We start from the raw sequence: 15,185 nt of genomic DNA on the forward strand, positions 1-15,185 counted from the left end.
GGTGATGGGCCAGTTCATGGGCCAGTTTCCGGGCGCCCGATCCCGGTCGCGCCGGGGCCGGGACGGCCGCGGGCGGCGGCGCCGAACGCGGCCCGGATGGCGGCCCCGTGGGCGCCGATCGCCGGCACCGGCCCGAGGGGCCGGGCGCGGCCGTCGATCAGCGCCGGGGGCGCCACGATCAGGGCCGTCCCCGCCGGCGTCTCGACCGCGACGCGCCGCAGGGCCGGGTGGGCGACGAGGTCGGCGAGTTCGTTGACGAAGCCGTAGGCGGTGCCGCTCGCGCGCAGCCGCGCCGCCGCCTCGTCGCGGGTGAGGGCCGCGAAGGCCCGCGCCACCCTCGCATCCACCGCCGGCCGGTTCGCGACCCGGACCGTGTTCGACTGGAAGCCCTCCCGGCCCGGCAGGTCCGGCTCCCCGAGCAGGCCGGCGCAGAAGGCGGCCCACTCGCGCTCGTTCTGGATCGAGATCAGCACCAGGCCGTCATCGGCGGTGCGGAACGCCCCGTAGGGGCAGATCGACGGATGGGCGAGGCCGACCCGCTGCGGCGCCCGGCCGGTGCCCTCGTAGTAGAGGAGCGGCACGTTCATCCAGTCGGCTATGCCGTCGAACAGGCTCACTTCGAGCGCCGCGCCGCGCCCGCTGCGCTCGCGGCCGATCAGCGCCTCCAGCACGGCGGCGTGGGCGGCCATGCCGCAGGCGATGTCGCAGACCGAGACGCCGACCCGGCCGGGCCCGGCCGGGTGGCCCGTGATGGCGGCGAGCCCGCTCTCGGCCTGGACCAGGAGGTCGTAGGCCTTCATCTGCGCGTAGGCGTGGCCGCTGCCGTAGCCGGTGATGTCGAGGGTGATCAGGCGGGGATGGCGCGCCCGCAGGGCGCCCGCGCCGAACCCGGCCCGGGCCGCGGCGCCCGGGGCGAGGTTCTGGATGAACACGTCCGCCTCGGCCAGGATGGCGTGCAGGAGCGCGGCGTCGTCCGGGGCCTTGATGTCGGCGACGAGGCTCTCCTTGCCCCGGTTGAGCCAGACGAAGTAGGTCGAGAGCCCGTTCACGGCGTCGTCGTAGCCGCGGGCGAAGTCGCCCTCCGGCCGCTCGACCTTGATCACCCGGGCGCCGGCATCCGCCAGCCGCGACGAGCAGTAGGGCGCCGCCACCGCCTGTTCGAGCGCCAGCACCGTGATCCCGGTGAGCGGGCGGGCGCCCGTTCCGTCCTCCGTCATCGCGCCTCCCGCCGCGTCGTGGGGCGGGACCATGCGACGGCGCGCGGCGCCTGTCCAATCCTCAGCGGCAGGAGGCGATGTCGCCGGTCGGCAGGATCTCGCAGGGGTCGGGCGCCTCCGCCCGGGGCGGGAGCCGGGCGGGGCCGCCGCGGGGATGCGGCGCGCCGAGCCCGCGGGCGCTGGAGAAGCCGATCGCCAGCGCGATCAGCGCCAGGCAGGCGAGCCATCCGAGGCGGAACACGAACATCATGTTGGGCATGACGGGTCTCCGGGTCGGGACAGGGCTACTCGGCGGGGACGGCGGCCGCGCCGGCGGCCCGCGGCAGGGCGGGGCGGGCGGGCGCGAGGCCGTGGCAGGGCCGGGGCAGGCGGCCGGGAGCGCCCGCCGCCGCGAGGCCCCGCAGGGCGTCGGGGGCGGGGTGGCGGTCCGGTTCGCTCGGCCCGTGGGCCGCATCCATCGACATCCCGTCTCCTCCCGGTCGGGGCGGCGTCGCTGGAATCCTCCCTGGTGACCGTCGAGCGACCGCGATACCTGCAATCTTGCCTCGCAAAGCAAGATCTATTGCGCAATACCCTTGCGAAAGAGACCAGATCGACCCGAGAATGATCAGTTCAACTGGGATTCGAAGTGGCAGGCGCGATCGCTCGGCGGTCTTTATCGGTGTTGTGCGGAGTTATAGAGAAATGTGACTGCTATTCCATCCTCCGAATGGAGGAGGGTCCGGCGGGGCGGGTCCGGGCACCGCCGGCCCCGCCCGAACGCCCGCCCGATGCCCGAGCGAAGCGCCGCCGCATCATTTCGTCGCCGAACCGGTGACCCCTTCGGCGAATGATGCTTAACTCCGATCCAAGTGCTCGCCGAGAGGGCACACTCAGACGAGGAGGCGTCACGTGGCTGGGCAGACCCGGTGCATCGCGATCGTCGGACCCTTCCAGAGCGGCAAGACCGCGCTCCTGGAAGCCATCCTCCACCGCACGGGCGCGATCGACCGCCCCGGCCGCGCCGCCTCGGGCAACCGGGTCGGCGACACCTCCGCGGAGGCCAAGGCGCACGGCATGAGCGTGGAGCCGGCCGTCGCCAGCGTCGAGTTCCTCGGCGACAGCTTCACCTTCGTGGATTGCCCGGGCTCGGTGGAATTCGCCCACGACGTGCGGGCCGTGCTGCCGGTCTGCGACGCGGCGGTGGTGGTCTGCGAGGCGGACGAGCGCAAGCGCCCGGCCCTGGAACTGTGCCTGCGCGACCTCGAAGCCGCCGGCATCCCGCGGCTCCTGTTCATCAACAAGGCGGATGCGGCGCCGGGCTCGCTGCGCGACGCGCTGGCCCTGCTCCAGCCCGCCTCGCGGGTGCCCCTGCTCCTGCGCCAGATCCCGCTCTGGCAGGGCGAGACCGCGGTCGGCTTCATCGACCTCGCCCTGGAGCGGGCCTTCATCTACCGCGAGCAGGCGCCGAGCGAGGTGGTCGACCTGCCCGAGGGCGAGTGGCCGCGCGAGAAGGCCGAGCGCTTCACCATGCTGGAGCGCCTCGCCGACCACGACGACGCGCTGATGGAGGACCTGATCTCCGAGATCGAGCCCGCCCGCGACCGGGTCTTCGCCGACCTCTCGCGGGAGTTGCGCGAGGGGCAGGTTGTCTCGGTCCTGTTCGGCGCGGCCGAGCACGGCAACGGGGTCACGCGCCTGCTCAAGGCCCTGCGCCACGAGGCGCCGGGGCTGACCGAGACGCGCGCCCGCCTCGGGGTGGCGGAGACGGGGCCGGCCCTCGCCCAGGTGATCAAGACCCTGCATTCGGGCTTCGGCGGCAAGCTCTCGGTGGCGCGGGTGCTGCGCGGGAGCCTGCGCGAGGGCGACGCGGTCACCGGGAGCGGGGGCCAGGGCGGGCGCATCGCCGGCCTCACGGCGCTCACCGGCGCGGCCGGGGCCCGGGTGGCCGAGGCCCGCGACGGCGAGGTGGCGGGCCTCGCCAAGCTCGACGCCGTCGCGACCGCCGAGACGCTGCAGGCGGGCGGCGAGGTGCCGCCGGCCCTGGTGGCGCTGCCGCGGCCCGAGCCGGTCCACGCCGTCGCCCTGCGCATCCGCGACCGCAAGGACGACGTGCGCCTCGCCGGGGCGCTGGCCAAGGTGCTGGAGGAGGATCCGGCCCTGGCGCTGGAGCAGCACGCCGATCTCGGCGAGATGCGCCTGACCGGCCAGGGCGAGATGCACCTGCGGGTGGCGGTGGAGCGGCTCGCCTCGCGCTTCGGCATCGGGGTCGACACGGACCGCGCCAAGGTCGGCTACCGCGAGACGATCCGGGGCACGGCCGCGGCCCGGGCGCGCCACAAGAAGCAGACCGGCGGCCACGGCCAGTTCGCCGACGTGGCGATCACGGTACGGCCGACGCCGCGGGGCGCGGGGTTCCTCTTCGAGGACGAGGTCGTGGGCGGCGCCGTGCCGCGGCAATATATCGGCTCGGTCGAGGCGGGGGCCCGGGCCTGCATGGCGCGCGGGCCCCTGGGCTTTCCGGTGGTCGACGTCGCCGTGACCCTCACGGACGGGGCGGCGCACGCGGTCGATTCCTCCGACGCCGCCTTCCAGGCCGCGACGCGCCTCGCCCTCGAGGAGGCCCTGCCCAAGGCCGGCCCGGTGCTGCTGGAGCCGATCCTCGCGGTCGCGCTCGCGGTGCCGTCCACCGCGACCGCGAAGGCGACCGGGCTCGTCACGGCGCGGCGGGGGCAGATCCTCGGCTTCGACGCACGGCCCGGCTGGCCGGGCTGGGACCAGGTCGAGGCGCTGATCCCGGAGGCGGAGATGAGCGGGCTCATCGTGGAGCTGCGCTCGATCACCGCGGGGGTCGGCAGCTACACGGCCCGGTTCGACCACCGGGCCGAGCTGACCGGGCGGCCGGCCGACGCGGTCCTGGCCGCCCAGCCGGTGCGCAAGGCGGGCTGAGCGCCGGCGCGGGCCTTGCCCACGCGGCGCCCGGAATCGCGCGAAATCGCGCGATCTCCGCGAGCCCGCGTTAAGACCTCCGGGGCATCCTGGCGGGGACGTTCAGGAGGGGATGATGCGCGGAGCATTCCTCATCGCGGTCGCGGTGGCGGCGGGCTGCCTGCCGGCGGCGGCGCAGGCCAAGGTGCGGCGCGGCGGTTTCGGAATCTATCACCTCGGCCGGGCGGAGAGCCCCGCGCCGGCGCCGCGGCCGGCGAGCCCGGCGCCGCCGATCCGCACGGCCGCCGCGGATGACGGGGGCCCGGTTCCGATGACCACCGGCACCACGGTGCCGGTGCCTGCCCCCGCCGCCGCCCCCGCCAAGCCCGCCCGTCCCTGGTGCCCGGGCGGGCGCGTGTTCGGCAGCGGCACGGGGTTCTGCGAGATCAACTGAGCGCGGCGGCGACGCCCGGCGGGATCCCGTCTCGCGGGCGGCGTCGCCCTCCCTGCGCACGCCTGTCTCCGCCGGGGAACGGCCCTGGAGGCCTCACGCCTGCGGGGCGGTGGGACCGCCGGGGCGGTTCCGCCGGGCTGCTCTCGGGAGGGCCGCGTTCGTCGCCGCCGGCGCCGCGAGGGGCGCGCCGGCGCGCGCGGATTGCGGCCCGGGCCCCGCGGGGCCCGGCGCGTCCCGGGCGACGCTCACCCCGCGGTGGCTTCTCCGCGCAGCCGCTCGGCGTTGGCCTGGACGTGCTCCCGGTAGCGGGCGATCACCGCGTCGGGGGATCCGCCGCCCAGGAGGGTGTCGGCGGCCTCCACCGCGGCACCGATCTTCTCGGTAATCATCCGCTCCACCTCGACCCGGGCGGCCGGGCCGCCCGCCGCGATGGCGGCGAGGCGCAGGGCGATCACCGTCTGCGACTCGATGGCGAGCAGCACGGCCGCGTGCCACGGCGGAAGCATCGCGGGGTCCCTCAGGCCGCGCGCCGGTCGAGCACGCTGCGGACCGCGTACTGGGCGAGGTCGTTCCAGAAGGCCAGCATCGACGCGAAGCTGCGGCTGGCCTCGTCGATCTGCAGCCGCACCGCCTCGCCAGGGTTCTGGGCCTCGCGGAGCGCGTTCCAGAAGGCGAAGGTCGCCGTCAATTCCCCGCGCACGAAGACGAGAACGCGGGCGTTCACCGCCTCGAACGCGGCGAAGCCGGCCGGCTCGGCCGCTTCCGGTTCGGCTTTCGGTCCCGGTTCCGCGATGGCCTCCGCCTCCGCGGCGGTCTCAGCCAGCGCGGCGGAGACCGCCGCAACGGGTTCCTCCGCGGCGGGTTCTTCCGCGGCGGGTTCTTCGGCGAAGGGCTCTTCCTCCGCGCCCGCGCCGGGAGCGGCGGCCTCGATCACCGGAAGGTCGGCGGCCTCATCCTCGGCGGCCAGTTCGGGAGCGGCGGCGACCGCCTCGGGCGCCAGCGGCGCCGTCGCGGCCTCCGCCTCGGGCGCCGGAGGCGTCTCGGCCAACGAGGTCGTCTCGGCCAACGAGGGCATCTCGGCGACCGGCGCCGGTTCCGCGACGGGCGTATCCGCGGCCGGGACTTCCTCGAAGGGAGTCATCCTGCTCTCCGTGTCGGCCACCGACGCGGAGGGCGCGACGATCTGCGCGTCGGCGGGGGCGGATTGGGCGGTCTGGTGCCCCTGCAGGCCCGTGGCCGCGGCCTTGCTCCGCGTCCGTCCAGGAGGCTTGCCAAGGAGCTTGCCAAGGGGCTTGCCAGGGGGCCTGGCGGATCGGTCCTTGCGTCCGGTCGTCATCGCGGATCTCACGCTCGTTCACACCCCTGCCCCGGCCGACGGCCGGAGCACCCGACCGGCGGCCGGCGCCCGACCCCAGCGCATGGCGCCGCGGGGTCCGGCTGGCCGGTTACGCTTTCTCGGAGGAGGGCTTGGCCGCATCCTCGGTCAGATTCGTAAATTCCTTCGCCTGCGTCTGCAGCGCGGCGATCTGATTGCGCATGTACTCGCCCTGGAGGTCCATCGCCTCCTTGAGGTTCTTCGACCGCACGAGCTTCTCGGCGAGTTCGAAGGTGGCGGCGAGGTGCTGCTCGGTGTAATCGAAACCTTTGGTCACCGCGGCGCCGGTCTTGGTCTGCGCGGTCTCGGTCGAGGTCTGCACCGACTCGGCGACCTTGCGCGCCGTCCCGAGCAGGTTGCCGAGCGCCGTCTTGGCCTGCTGAAGCCCCTTCTCGGCCGTTTCCCGCATCTCGTTGGGGATCTCGAAGCCCTTGTTGCTCATGGTCGTTTCCCCGAAAGGTCCTGCGTCCGGCGAGAAGCGGCTTACCGCAGCGCAGCAGGACTATGTTGCAGTGCAGCGCGAGAGTCAACCGGCCGGTGGTGGCCGGCCGCGCGCCCGGGACGGGATCCTGCCGGCAGGATCCCGCCGGGACCGGCATGGTCCCGGCGGGACGCTACCGGTCCCGCCCCGCGCGATCAATCTCAGCGGGTCTGGACCTCGTCCAGCGCGGCGCGGGCGGCGTCGCGCGCGTCCGGGACGGTGCGGGTGAAGCCGGCGCGCTCGGGGTCCGGCGCGGCGCCGCGCACCGTGACCGCCATGTAGCCGTGGAAGGCGACGTCGACGGCGAGCAGGACGACGATGGCCGCGAGGAGCCCGGCGATGATCGCCTGCCCGCGGGAATCGAAGAGCGGCGCCGCCACCGGGAGGTGCGCCGGCGGGAGCGGCGGCGCCGGGATCGGGATCACCGGCAGGGGCGGCCCCTCCGGTGCGCCCGCGGCGCGCTCGCGCACCTCGAAGACCGGCCGGTAGCCGCCCACCGGCACGTGGATGCGCAAGGGCCGCTCCCCGCCATCCTCGGCCTGGGCCTCCTCCAGCGCCCGGCGCAGGCGGCCCGCCTCGACCCTGACGCTGGGATCGTTGGCCGGGTCAAAGCTGGTCGCGCGGTTCAGGGCCCGGGTGGCGATCGTGTAGGCCTTGATCGCCTCGCCCCGCCCGGCCAGTTCCTCCTCGACGATGAAGGTCAGGAAGGCGGCGAGCTTGGGGGAGCGCCGGAAGGTCTGGCTGTGCAGGCACTCCGCGAGGGCGCGGCGGATCTCCGCCTCGCTCGCGCCGCGCCGGTTGACAGTCTCGGCATCAATCATTCTGCCTCGCCACCGTATCGGCCCGGACGCCAACCTTCCGTATTTACTTACGTTGTTGATGGCCTCTTCGCGACCCAAGGTCAAGTACCGAGGCGGTCAGGCAAGACGGCATTCGTCTTAACCTGCAGGTAACCATATTGGCCGACGCTGGCATCTCCGATTCGCTGGAGGTGGCCCATGGCGCACAATCAGGTCCGGCCTATGCCCAAGGCCTTCGCGCATTACCCGATCCCGCTGGAATTGCTGGCGGCGCTGCACCGGGCGAGCGACCGCGACGTGGAGGCCCTGGTGGCGCAGATGCCGGAGACGGGCCGCGCCCGGCTGGCCGCCTACTGCTCCGACAAGGGCCACCTGCACCGGCTCGGCCTGCGGATCGCCGGGACCTGCGACGAGGCGACGCTGGTGCGGGTGGTCGGCCCGGATGCCGGGGCGAGCCTCTACGCCCAATCCCGTCCCTCCGCCGCGCTCCCCTCCTGAGCGGCGCGGCGTCGCGTCGCATCCCGCGCCCGGAGCGGGGGCGGCGTGGGCCGGCGGGAGCAAGCGGGCGCGTCGGCCGTTCTCCCGGCAGCGGCCGGGACGGATCGTCGCGGCCCGACGAGGGGGAATCCATGCGCTCCCGGACACCCGAGGAAGCCCGCGCCCAGATCGAGTACGCCCTGACGGCGAAGCGGGTCTCGCTGCGCGCGGCGCGGGACGCGGCGGAGGCCGCGCCCGCCGACGCCGCGGCGCGCCGGGATCTCGACCGTCTGCGCGAGGACGTCGCGCGACTGGAGATGCAGCTGCGCAGCGTCGGACCGTGAGCCGCCCGCGGGGGCGCATCCCTCAGGGCGCGTCCCGGGTCAGGGTGGCGAGGGCGGCGAGCGCCTCCTCGCAGGCGGTCGGCGGAAGCTGCGCGGCGAGGCTGGCCGCGTCGTTGAAGGCGGGCAGGAACCGGTCCTGCCAGGGCCCCTGCCCGACGGCGCGGCGCATGCGCTCCGCGGCGAGGCGGGCGGCGCGCTGCGTCTGCGCCTCCGGCGCCCCGCAGGCGACGGCCCGGCCCACGATGGTGCCCTGCCGCTCGCCCTCCAGGTGGGGCAGCACGAGGGAGCGCTCCTGGGCGGCGGCCGCCGCCGCGGCCGTCGCGCCCGCGCCGAGGAGCGCGGCGCGGAGCGCGGCGCAAGGCCGGTCGCGCCTCATCCGCGCGGGGCCCCCTTCAGGTAGCCCTTCAGGCGCAGGTAATCGGCGAGGATGGTGCAGATCGCCTGCCCCCGGCTCAGCTGCTCGACGGCCGCGAACTCGGTGAGCGCGGCGGCGACCTCGTCGGGGATCTGGAAGGCTTCCTCCTGCGTCATCTCGTCGGCCGGCTCGGACTCAGGCATCGCATCTCTCCCGGGGCCTGGGCGAATCGCGGCCGCGGGGGAATCGTTCCCGGGGCGCGGGTTCGTCCGCCCGAGGGGTGGCACAGGGGCCGCGGCGGCGCCAGTCCCGGCTTTCCTCACTCGGCCGCGGCCGCCGGGGCGGGGCGGAGCGCTGCGCGAGGGTGCGGAACGCCACCGCGGTCGCGAAGGTCACGGCTGCGACGGCGCCGGCCGCGGCCAGCACCAGCCGGAAGCCGCCCGACGAGATGATGCAGGAGCGCGGTCATCGGCACGGCGAAGCCGCTGACGATGAAGCCGAGAAAGTCGCGCAGGCTGTAGGCCCGCGCCGGTGCCGCGGCGAGATGGAGCGCGCCACCATGGCGTCGCTGACGACCACCTTCCCGTCGAGCGCCGCGCGGACGGGGACGAGCCCGGCGAGGAGCGGCAGGCGAGGTGAGGGCGCAGAGGCCGAAGGCCACGACGCTGCCGGTGGCGAGCCCGATCAGCGCGCCGTAGCTCAGGTCCGTGGCGGCCGCGATCCCGGTCACGGCGGTGGGGTCGATCAGCAGCACGAAGTGGTCGAGCGCGTGCGCGATGTTGACGAAGAGCAGGATGCGCCGGGCGCGGAGGCTGGGCTCATGGCGGGCCTCTCGGATGGCGGGCGCTCGGGAAGGGCGCTCGGGAAGGGCTCTCGGGACGCGTCCCGGATTGCGCCGATCCTCGCTCGACCCGCCCGCGCGATCGGGCCCGGGGCCCAGCCGGGCCACGCGACGCCGCGGGTGCGAGGGTCGTTACCCGGCGCAGCCTCGGTGAAGGGCGGAGCAGGCAGGTGGGGCAGCATCGCGGCTGACCGCCCCAACCGTTCACGCGCAACGGTCGTCGGATGATCAGTGCTGCGGGAGATCCGTGGTACCGCCACCCCGGCTCGAACGGGGGACCTCTAGATCCACAATCTAGCGCTCTAACCAACTGAGCTATGGCGGCCGACGTGGGGCGCTGTGTAATCCGGGCGGAGGCCGCTGACAAGCGGGCGCGGGCGATTCCGGTCCGGAAATGCGGCCGCCCGCGGTCGCAGGGCGCGGCGCGAAAACCCGTCGACCTCGGCGCCGCATCCCCCTAAACACCCGGTGCCGTCCCGCCCCGCGGCCCGGACGCCCGCCACCCGCCCCCACGGCCCGATGACGGCGAAGCCCGAGACCCTCCGACGCTCCCTCACCGACGGCCCCGTCGTCCAGGCCCCCGGCGGCCTGCGCGCCCTGGTGCGCGGCAGCGAGGTCGGGCTCGTCGGCCTCGCGATCCTGGTCGGCTGCCTCGCCGGGCTCGCGGTCAGCGCCATGGCCTTCGCCACGCAGGGGCTCCACCGCCTGATCTTCGGCCTCTCCGCGGACGGGAGGCTCAGCGCCGCGCCCGCCCTGCCGGCTCTCCTCGTCCTCACCGCGCCGGCCCTCGGCGGCCTGCTGCTCGGCCTCGTCCTCCGCTTCGGCAACCGGCTCCGGCGCGGGCCGGGGCGGCCGGTGGTCGACCCGATCGAGGCCAACGCCCTGCATGGCGGGCGCCTCAGCCTGCGGGATTCCGTGCTCGTCGCGCTCCAGAACCTGATCTCGAACGGCTGCGGCGCCTCGGTCGGCCTGGAGGCCGGCTACACCCAGCTCTCGGCCGGGCTCGCCTCCCGCCTCGGGCTCGGCTTCGAGTTGCGGCGCTCCGACATGCGGGTGCTCGTCGGCTGCGGGGCGGCCGCCGCCATCGCGGCGGCCTTCGATGCCCCCCTCACCGGCGCCTTCTACGCCTTCGAACTGATCATCGGCACCTACGCGGTCGCCTCCCTCACCCCGGTCGTGGTCTCGGCCCTGGTCGGCGCCCTGGTGGCCGGCTCCGTCCTGCCGCATCCGCCCGCCATCACCCTCGACCCGACCCCGCCGGTAACCCCCGCCGACTACCTGCCGACGCTCGGGCTCGGCCTCCTCTGCGCCGGCCTCGGCATCCTGATCATGCAGGGGGTGACCCTGATCGAGGCCAGCGTGCGCCGCAGCGGCGTGCCGACCATCGCCCGCCCGGCCCTCGGCGGCGTCCTGGTCGGGCTCCTGGCGCTCGCCGCCTCGCCGCAGGTGCTCTCGGCCGGGCACGGGGCGCTCCACCTCAACCTCGCGCAGGACGGGCCCGTCCTCGGCGCGGGCGCGCTGATCGGGCTGTTCTGCGCCAAGGCCCTCGCCTCCGCGGTCTCGATCGGCACCGGCTTCCGGGGCGGGCTGTTCTTCGCCTCGCTCTTCCTCGGCGCCGTCGCCGGCAAGGCCTACGCGATCCTGATGCCGCCGCTCATCGCCACGGCGCTGCCGCCCACCACCTACGCCATCGTCGGGATGAGCGCGCTCGCGGTCGCGGTGATCGGCGGGCCGCTCACCATGACCTTCCTGGCCCTGGAGATGACCGGGGACTTCGCCGTGACCGCGCTGGTGCTGGCGGCGGTGATCGCCTCCTCCCTCACGGTGCGCAAGACCTTCGGCTACTCCTTCGCCACCTGGCGCTTCCACCTGCGGGGCGAGAGCATCCGCAGCGCCCACGACATCGGCTGGATCCGCAGCCTCACGGTCGGCCAGATGATGCGCCGGGAGGTGCGCACCGTCCGGGCCGACACCACGCTGGCGGCCTTCCGGCGCGCCTTCCCGCTCGGCTCCGTGAGCCAGGTCGTCGCCACCGACGAGGCCGGGCTCTATGCCGGGATCGTGCTCGTGCCCGAGGCGCACGCCGCCCCGATCGACGAGAAGGCCGGCACCATGCGGGTCGCCGACATCCTGCGCTGCCACACCGACGTGCTGCTGCCGCAGATGAACGCCAAGGAGGCCGCCGCGCTGTTCGACAGTTCGGAGAGCGAGGCCCTGGCGGTGGTCGAGAGCCCGCAGCACGCCCGCGTGATCGGCCTGCTCACCGAGAAGCACACCCTGCGCCGCTACAGCGAGGAACTCGACCGCCAGCGGGCCGCCACGGTCGGCGAGGTGGGCTGAGCCCGCGGCTTGCGATTGACCGGCGCGCCCGGATGCGCGACGCCGGGGAGCAAACCGATCCGGGAGACATGCCATGTCCGCCACGCCCCGCCGCTACCGCATCGCCGTGATCCCCGGGGACGGGATCGGCAAGGAGACGGTGCCGGAGGGGATCCGCGTGCTGGAGCAGGCGGCCAAGCGCCACGGCTTCACCCTCGAGCAGAGCTGGTTCGACTTCTCCTCCTACGATTACTACGCCAAGCACGGCCGCATGATGCCGGAGGATTGGCGCGCGCAGGTCGAGGGACACGACGCGATCTTCTTCGGCGCGGTCGGCTGGCCGGAGAAGATCCCGGACCACGTCTCGCTGTGGGGCTCGCTGATCCTGTTCCGCCGCGACTTCGACCAGTACGTGAACCTGCGCCCGGTGCGGCTGATGCCCGGCGTTCCCTGCCCGCTCGCCAACCGCAAGCCCGGCAACATCGACTTCTGGGTCGTGCGCGAGAACACGGAGGGCGAGTATTCCAACGCGGGCGGGCGCATGTTCGCCGGCACGGAGCGGGAATTCGCCGTGCAGGAATCGATCTTCACCCGCCACGGCACCGACCGGGTGCTGCGCTTCGCCTTCGAGCTGGCGCAGTCGCGGCCGAAGAAGCACCTGACCTCGGCCACCAAGTCGAACGGCATCTCGATCACGATGCCCTACTGGGACGAGCGGGTGGAGGCGATGGCGGCCCGCTACCCGCAGGTGCGCTGGGACAAGTACCACATCGACATCCTGACGGCGCATTTCGTGCTGAACCCGGACCGGTTCGACGTCGTGGTGGCCTCGAACCTGTTCGGCGACATCCTGTCGGATCTCGGGCCGGCCTGCACGGGCACGATCGGCATCGCGCCCTCCGGCAACATCAACCCGGACCGCCGCTTCCCGTCGCTGTTCGAGCCGGTCCACGGCTCGGCCCCGGACATCGCCGGCCAGGGCATCGCCAACCCGATCGGCCAGATCTGGTCGGGCGCGATGATGCTGGAGCATCTCGGCGAGCGGGAGGCCGCCGCCGAGATCGTGGCGGGGATCGAGCGCGTCCTGTCCGAGCGCACCCTGCGCACCCGCGATCTCGGCGGCAACGCCGACACGGGGGCCTGCGGGCAGGCGGTGGCGGAGGCGCTGGGCTGAGCGGCGACAGCGGCCGCTTGCCTCATCCCGCGACCCGGCGGGGCCCTCGGCACCGCTCAACGGGCCGGGGCGGGGCCCCCGGCGCGGCCGGTCACCCCGTCGCCGCCGAAGCGCTCACGCCGCGGGCGCCTTCACGCCGCGGGCGCCTTGCGGGCCCGCAAGTCCGACCGCACGCGCGCCACGCCCTCCGGCCCGAGATCGAGGGCGAGCCGCACCGCCTCCTCCATGAGCGCCTGGGGCGTCACGCCCGCCTGCTTCGCCGCGCGGCTGAGCAGCAGCCCGAGGGCGCCGTCGATCGGGAGCGAGGGGCCGCGGGGCGCCTCGGGCCTCGGGGCCGGCGCCGGGGCGGCGGGCGCGTCCTCGCGGGGCGGCAGCCCGAGGCCCCGGCGGCGGCCCTCGGCGGCGAGCCGGTCGGCCCGCTCGTTGCCTTCCTCGCCCGCGTGGCCCCGCACCCAGACCCAGCGCACGTCCCGGCGCGCGTTGAGCGCGTCCAGGCGCTCCATCAGGTCGCGGTTCTTCACCTCGCCGGTCGTGGTCCGCCAGCCCTTGGCTTTCCAGCCGCGCAGCCACTCGGTGACGGATTTCACCACGTACTGGCTGTCGCAGCGCATCTCGATCGCGGCGCCCTCGGGAAAATGCTCGAGCGCGCTGATCGCCGCCGTCAGCTCCATGCGGTTGTTGGTGCTGCGCGGGTCCCCGCCGCAGAGCTCGACCGGGCCCTCCGGCGCCAGGATCACGACGCCCCAGCCGCCCGGGCCGGGATTGGGGTCGCAGCCGCCGTCGGCGTAGACGATGGTTCGCATGGGCACTCGACTCTTTCACCGTGACTCGGGCGTCGCATCTTGCCACGAGACGCTGAACGAATCCGCCACCGCGCGGCCCCATCCCTGGCACGCTCCTTGCCGGCGCTTCCGTAAGGAGACCGGCGCCACCGGCCGGTCGATTGCCGAGAGGGGTGCTGTCATGACGACACGGACGGCCGATGCGGTGGAGGAGCGGCTGCCGCTGGCCAGGCTCGTCCCCCTCGGGCTGCAGCACGTGCTGGTGATGTATGCGGGCGCCGTCGCGGTGCCGCTCATCATCGGCCGCGCCCTCGCCCTGCGGCCCGAGGAGGTCGCCTTCCTGATCAGCGCCGATCTCTTCGCCTGCGGCCTCGCCACCCTGGTGCAATGCGTCGGGCTCCCGGGCATCGGCATCCGGCTGCCGGTGATGATGGGCGTGACCTTCGCGTCGGTCGGCCCGATGCTGGCGATGGCCGCCACCCCGGAGATCGGGCTCCTCGGCATCTACGGCGCGGTGATCGGGGCGGGGATCTTCGGCCTCCTGGTCGCCCCCCATGTCGGCCGGCTCCTGCCCCTGTTCCCGCCGGTGGTCACCGGCACCGTCATCCTGGTGATCGGCATCTCGCTGATGCGGGTCGGCATCAACTGGGCCGGCGGCGGCCTGCCGACGCTCACCCGCGTGGTCGACGGCGTGCCGGGCAGCTTCCCCAACCCGGCCTACGGCCAGCTCGCCGGGCTCGGCATCGCCCTGTTCGTCCTCCTCGTCATCCTCGCCCTCATCAGGTGGGGCGAGGGCTTCCTCGCCAACGTCGCGGTGCTGGTCGGCATCGTGGCGGGCTCGCTCCTCGCGGCCGCCCTCGGCCTGATGCACCTCGACAAGGTGGCGGCGGCGCCCTGGTTCGGCCTCGTCCTGCCCTTCCATTTCGGCCTGCCGACCTTCCGCCTCGTGCCCGTCGCCACGATGTGCGTGGTGATGGTGGTGGTGATGATCGAGTCGCTCGGCATGTTCCTGGCGCTCGGCGAGATGACGGGCCGGCCGGTCGACCGGGAGGACCTCGCGCGCGGCCTGCGGGCGGACGGGCTCGGCACCCTGCTCGGGGGCCTGTTCAACACCTTCCCGTACACGTCCTTCTCTCAGAATGTCGGCCTCGTCGGGGTCACCGGGGTGCGCTCGCGCTTCGTCACCGTGGCGGGCGGGCTGATCATGGTCGGGCTCGGGCTGCTGCCCAAGATGGCGGCCCTGGTCGAGGCCGTGCCGCAGGTGGTGCTCGGCGGCGCCGGCCTCGTGATGTTCGGCATGGTCGCGGCGACCGGCGCGCGCATCCTCACGGCGGTCGATTTCCGCACCCGGCCCAGGAACCAGTTCGTGGTGGCGATCGCGGTCGGCTTCGGCATGATCCCGCTCGTGGCGCCCAGCTTCTTCCGCAACCTGCCGCACGCGCTGCACCCGCTCCTCGAATCGGGCATCCTGCTCTCCGCCATCGCGGCGGTGCTGCTCAACGCCTTCTTCAACGGGCTCGGCGGCGCCGAGGCCGCGCGCCGCGACGCCGCCGCGGTGGCGGCCGTCGCCGAGCACGTCTGATCCGGGATCCGCTTGATCGCAGCGGATCCCGGATCACAAGCCTGCGCGGCGCCTGAGCGCGGCGCCTGAGCGAAGCC

General features: G+C 74.3%; 18 protein-coding genes and 1 tRNA gene. 7 read left to right on the forward strand and 12 right to left on the reverse strand.

Annotation, left to right across the window (positions count from 1 at the left end):
- Window positions 1-14 precede the first annotated feature (14 nt).
- From M446_RS25210 to M446_RS25220, 3 genes are all read right to left on the reverse strand, one after another.
- Entirely contained in the window at window positions 15-1,217 is a 1,203-nt protein-coding gene (locus M446_RS25210; protein WP_012334941.1) for a CaiB/BaiF CoA transferase family protein, read from the reverse strand.
- A gap of 61 nt (window positions 1,218-1,278) precedes the next feature.
- A complete protein-coding gene (locus tag M446_RS25215; RefSeq protein WP_012334942.1) occupies window positions 1,279-1,476 on the reverse strand; it encodes a hypothetical protein in 198 nt (65 codons plus the stop codon).
- A gap of 25 nt (window positions 1,477-1,501) precedes the next feature.
- Complete coding sequence (locus M446_RS25220) at window positions 1,502-1,681, reverse strand: hypothetical protein (RefSeq protein ID WP_012334943.1); 180 nt, start codon at window positions 1,679-1,681, stop codon at window positions 1,502-1,504.
- Between the two features lie 427 nt (window positions 1,682-2,108).
- Between M446_RS25220 and M446_RS25225 the strand changes: the two genes are divergently transcribed.
- Window positions 2,109-4,145 carry an elongation factor G gene (locus tag M446_RS25225; protein WP_012334944.1) on the forward strand — a complete coding sequence of 679 codons (2,037 nt, stop codon included), beginning with the start codon at window positions 2,109-2,111 and terminating at the stop codon, window positions 4,143-4,145.
- A 115-nt stretch (window positions 4,146-4,260) separates the two neighbouring features.
- A complete protein-coding gene (locus M446_RS25230; RefSeq protein WP_150108730.1) occupies window positions 4,261-4,578 on the forward strand; it encodes a hypothetical protein in 318 nt (105 codons plus the stop codon).
- A 245-nt stretch (window positions 4,579-4,823) separates the two neighbouring features.
- On the opposite strand, the gene M446_RS25235 is transcribed toward M446_RS25230, so the two are convergent.
- The 4 genes from M446_RS25235 to M446_RS25250 form a co-directional block, all read right to left on the reverse strand.
- Complete coding sequence (locus tag M446_RS25235; protein ID WP_012334946.1) at window positions 4,824-5,084, reverse strand: hypothetical protein; 261 nt, start codon at window positions 5,082-5,084, stop codon at window positions 4,824-4,826.
- Window positions 5,085-5,095: 11 nt separating this feature from the next.
- Window positions 5,096-5,719, reverse strand: a complete 624-nt coding sequence (locus M446_RS25240; protein WP_043701617.1) for a phasin family protein — start codon at window positions 5,717-5,719, stop codon at window positions 5,096-5,098.
- 304 nt (window positions 5,720-6,023) lie between these two features.
- Window positions 6,024-6,395 carry a phasin family protein gene (locus M446_RS25245; protein WP_012334948.1) on the reverse strand — a complete coding sequence of 124 codons (372 nt, stop codon included), beginning with the start codon at window positions 6,393-6,395 and terminating at the stop codon, window positions 6,024-6,026.
- Between the two features lie 200 nt (window positions 6,396-6,595).
- Window positions 6,596-7,255, reverse strand: coding sequence for a hypothetical protein (locus M446_RS25250; protein WP_012334949.1), 660 nt, complete (start codon window positions 7,253-7,255; stop codon window positions 6,596-6,598).
- Between the two features lie 177 nt (window positions 7,256-7,432).
- Here M446_RS25250 and M446_RS25255 point away from each other — a divergent pair, with 177 nt between their 5' ends.
- Window positions 7,433-7,732 carry a hypothetical protein gene (locus M446_RS25255; RefSeq protein ID WP_012334950.1) on the forward strand — a complete coding sequence of 100 codons (300 nt, stop codon included), beginning with the start codon at window positions 7,433-7,435 and terminating at the stop codon, window positions 7,730-7,732.
- Between the two features lie 131 nt (window positions 7,733-7,863).
- Window positions 7,864-8,055: a hypothetical protein gene (locus M446_RS25260; RefSeq protein ID WP_012334951.1), complete on the forward strand. Its 192-nt coding sequence runs from the start codon at window positions 7,864-7,866 to the stop codon at window positions 8,053-8,055.
- 22 nt (window positions 8,056-8,077) lie between these two features.
- Here M446_RS25260 and M446_RS25265 read toward each other — a convergent pair whose 3' ends face one another.
- The 4 genes from M446_RS25265 to M446_RS25280 form a co-directional block, all read right to left on the reverse strand.
- The gene (locus M446_RS25265; RefSeq protein ID WP_012334952.1) at window positions 8,078-8,431 is read right to left on the reverse strand and encodes a hypothetical protein; all 354 of its coding nucleotides are present in this window, start codon (window positions 8,429-8,431) and stop codon (window positions 8,078-8,080) included.
- A complete protein-coding gene (locus tag M446_RS25270) occupies window positions 8,428-8,613 on the reverse strand; it encodes a hypothetical protein (protein ID WP_012334953.1) in 186 nt (61 codons plus the stop codon). The genes M446_RS25265 and M446_RS25270 overlap by 4 nt, the downstream gene beginning before the upstream one ends.
- A 116-nt stretch (window positions 8,614-8,729) precedes the next feature.
- Window positions 8,730-9,359 carry a hypothetical protein gene (locus M446_RS39135; RefSeq protein WP_265576423.1) on the reverse strand — a complete coding sequence of 210 codons (630 nt, stop codon included), beginning with the start codon at window positions 9,357-9,359 and terminating at the stop codon, window positions 8,730-8,732.
- Between the two features lie 140 nt (window positions 9,360-9,499).
- Window positions 9,500-9,576: transfer RNA gene (locus M446_RS25280), tRNA-His, on the reverse strand.
- A gap of 194 nt (window positions 9,577-9,770) precedes the next feature.
- Here M446_RS25280 and M446_RS25285 point away from each other — a divergent pair.
- A complete protein-coding gene (locus M446_RS25285) occupies window positions 9,771-11,591 on the forward strand; it encodes a chloride channel protein (RefSeq protein ID WP_012334955.1) in 1,821 nt (606 codons plus the stop codon).
- 73 nt (window positions 11,592-11,664) lie between these two features.
- The gene (locus M446_RS25290) at window positions 11,665-12,744 is read left to right on the forward strand and encodes a tartrate dehydrogenase (protein WP_012334956.1); all 1,080 of its coding nucleotides are present in this window, start codon (window positions 11,665-11,667) and stop codon (window positions 12,742-12,744) included.
- A 131-nt stretch (window positions 12,745-12,875) separates the two neighbouring features.
- Here M446_RS25290 and rnhA read toward each other — a convergent pair whose 3' ends face one another.
- Entirely contained in the window at window positions 12,876-13,547 is a 672-nt protein-coding gene (gene rnhA / locus M446_RS25295; protein ID WP_012334957.1) for a ribonuclease HI, read from the reverse strand.
- A 160-nt stretch (window positions 13,548-13,707) separates the two neighbouring features.
- Here rnhA and M446_RS25300 point away from each other — a divergent pair, with 160 nt between their 5' ends.
- On the forward strand, window positions 13,708-15,108 hold the full coding sequence (locus M446_RS25300) for a nucleobase:cation symporter-2 family protein (RefSeq protein ID WP_012334958.1): 1,401 nt from the start codon (window positions 13,708-13,710) through the stop codon (window positions 15,106-15,108).
- The last annotated feature ends 77 nt before the right edge of the window (window positions 15,109-15,185 follow it).

Source organism: Methylobacterium sp. 4-46 (assembly GCF_000019365.1).
In the GTDB taxonomy this organism is placed as follows: domain Bacteria; phylum Pseudomonadota; class Alphaproteobacteria; order Rhizobiales; family Beijerinckiaceae; genus Methylobacterium.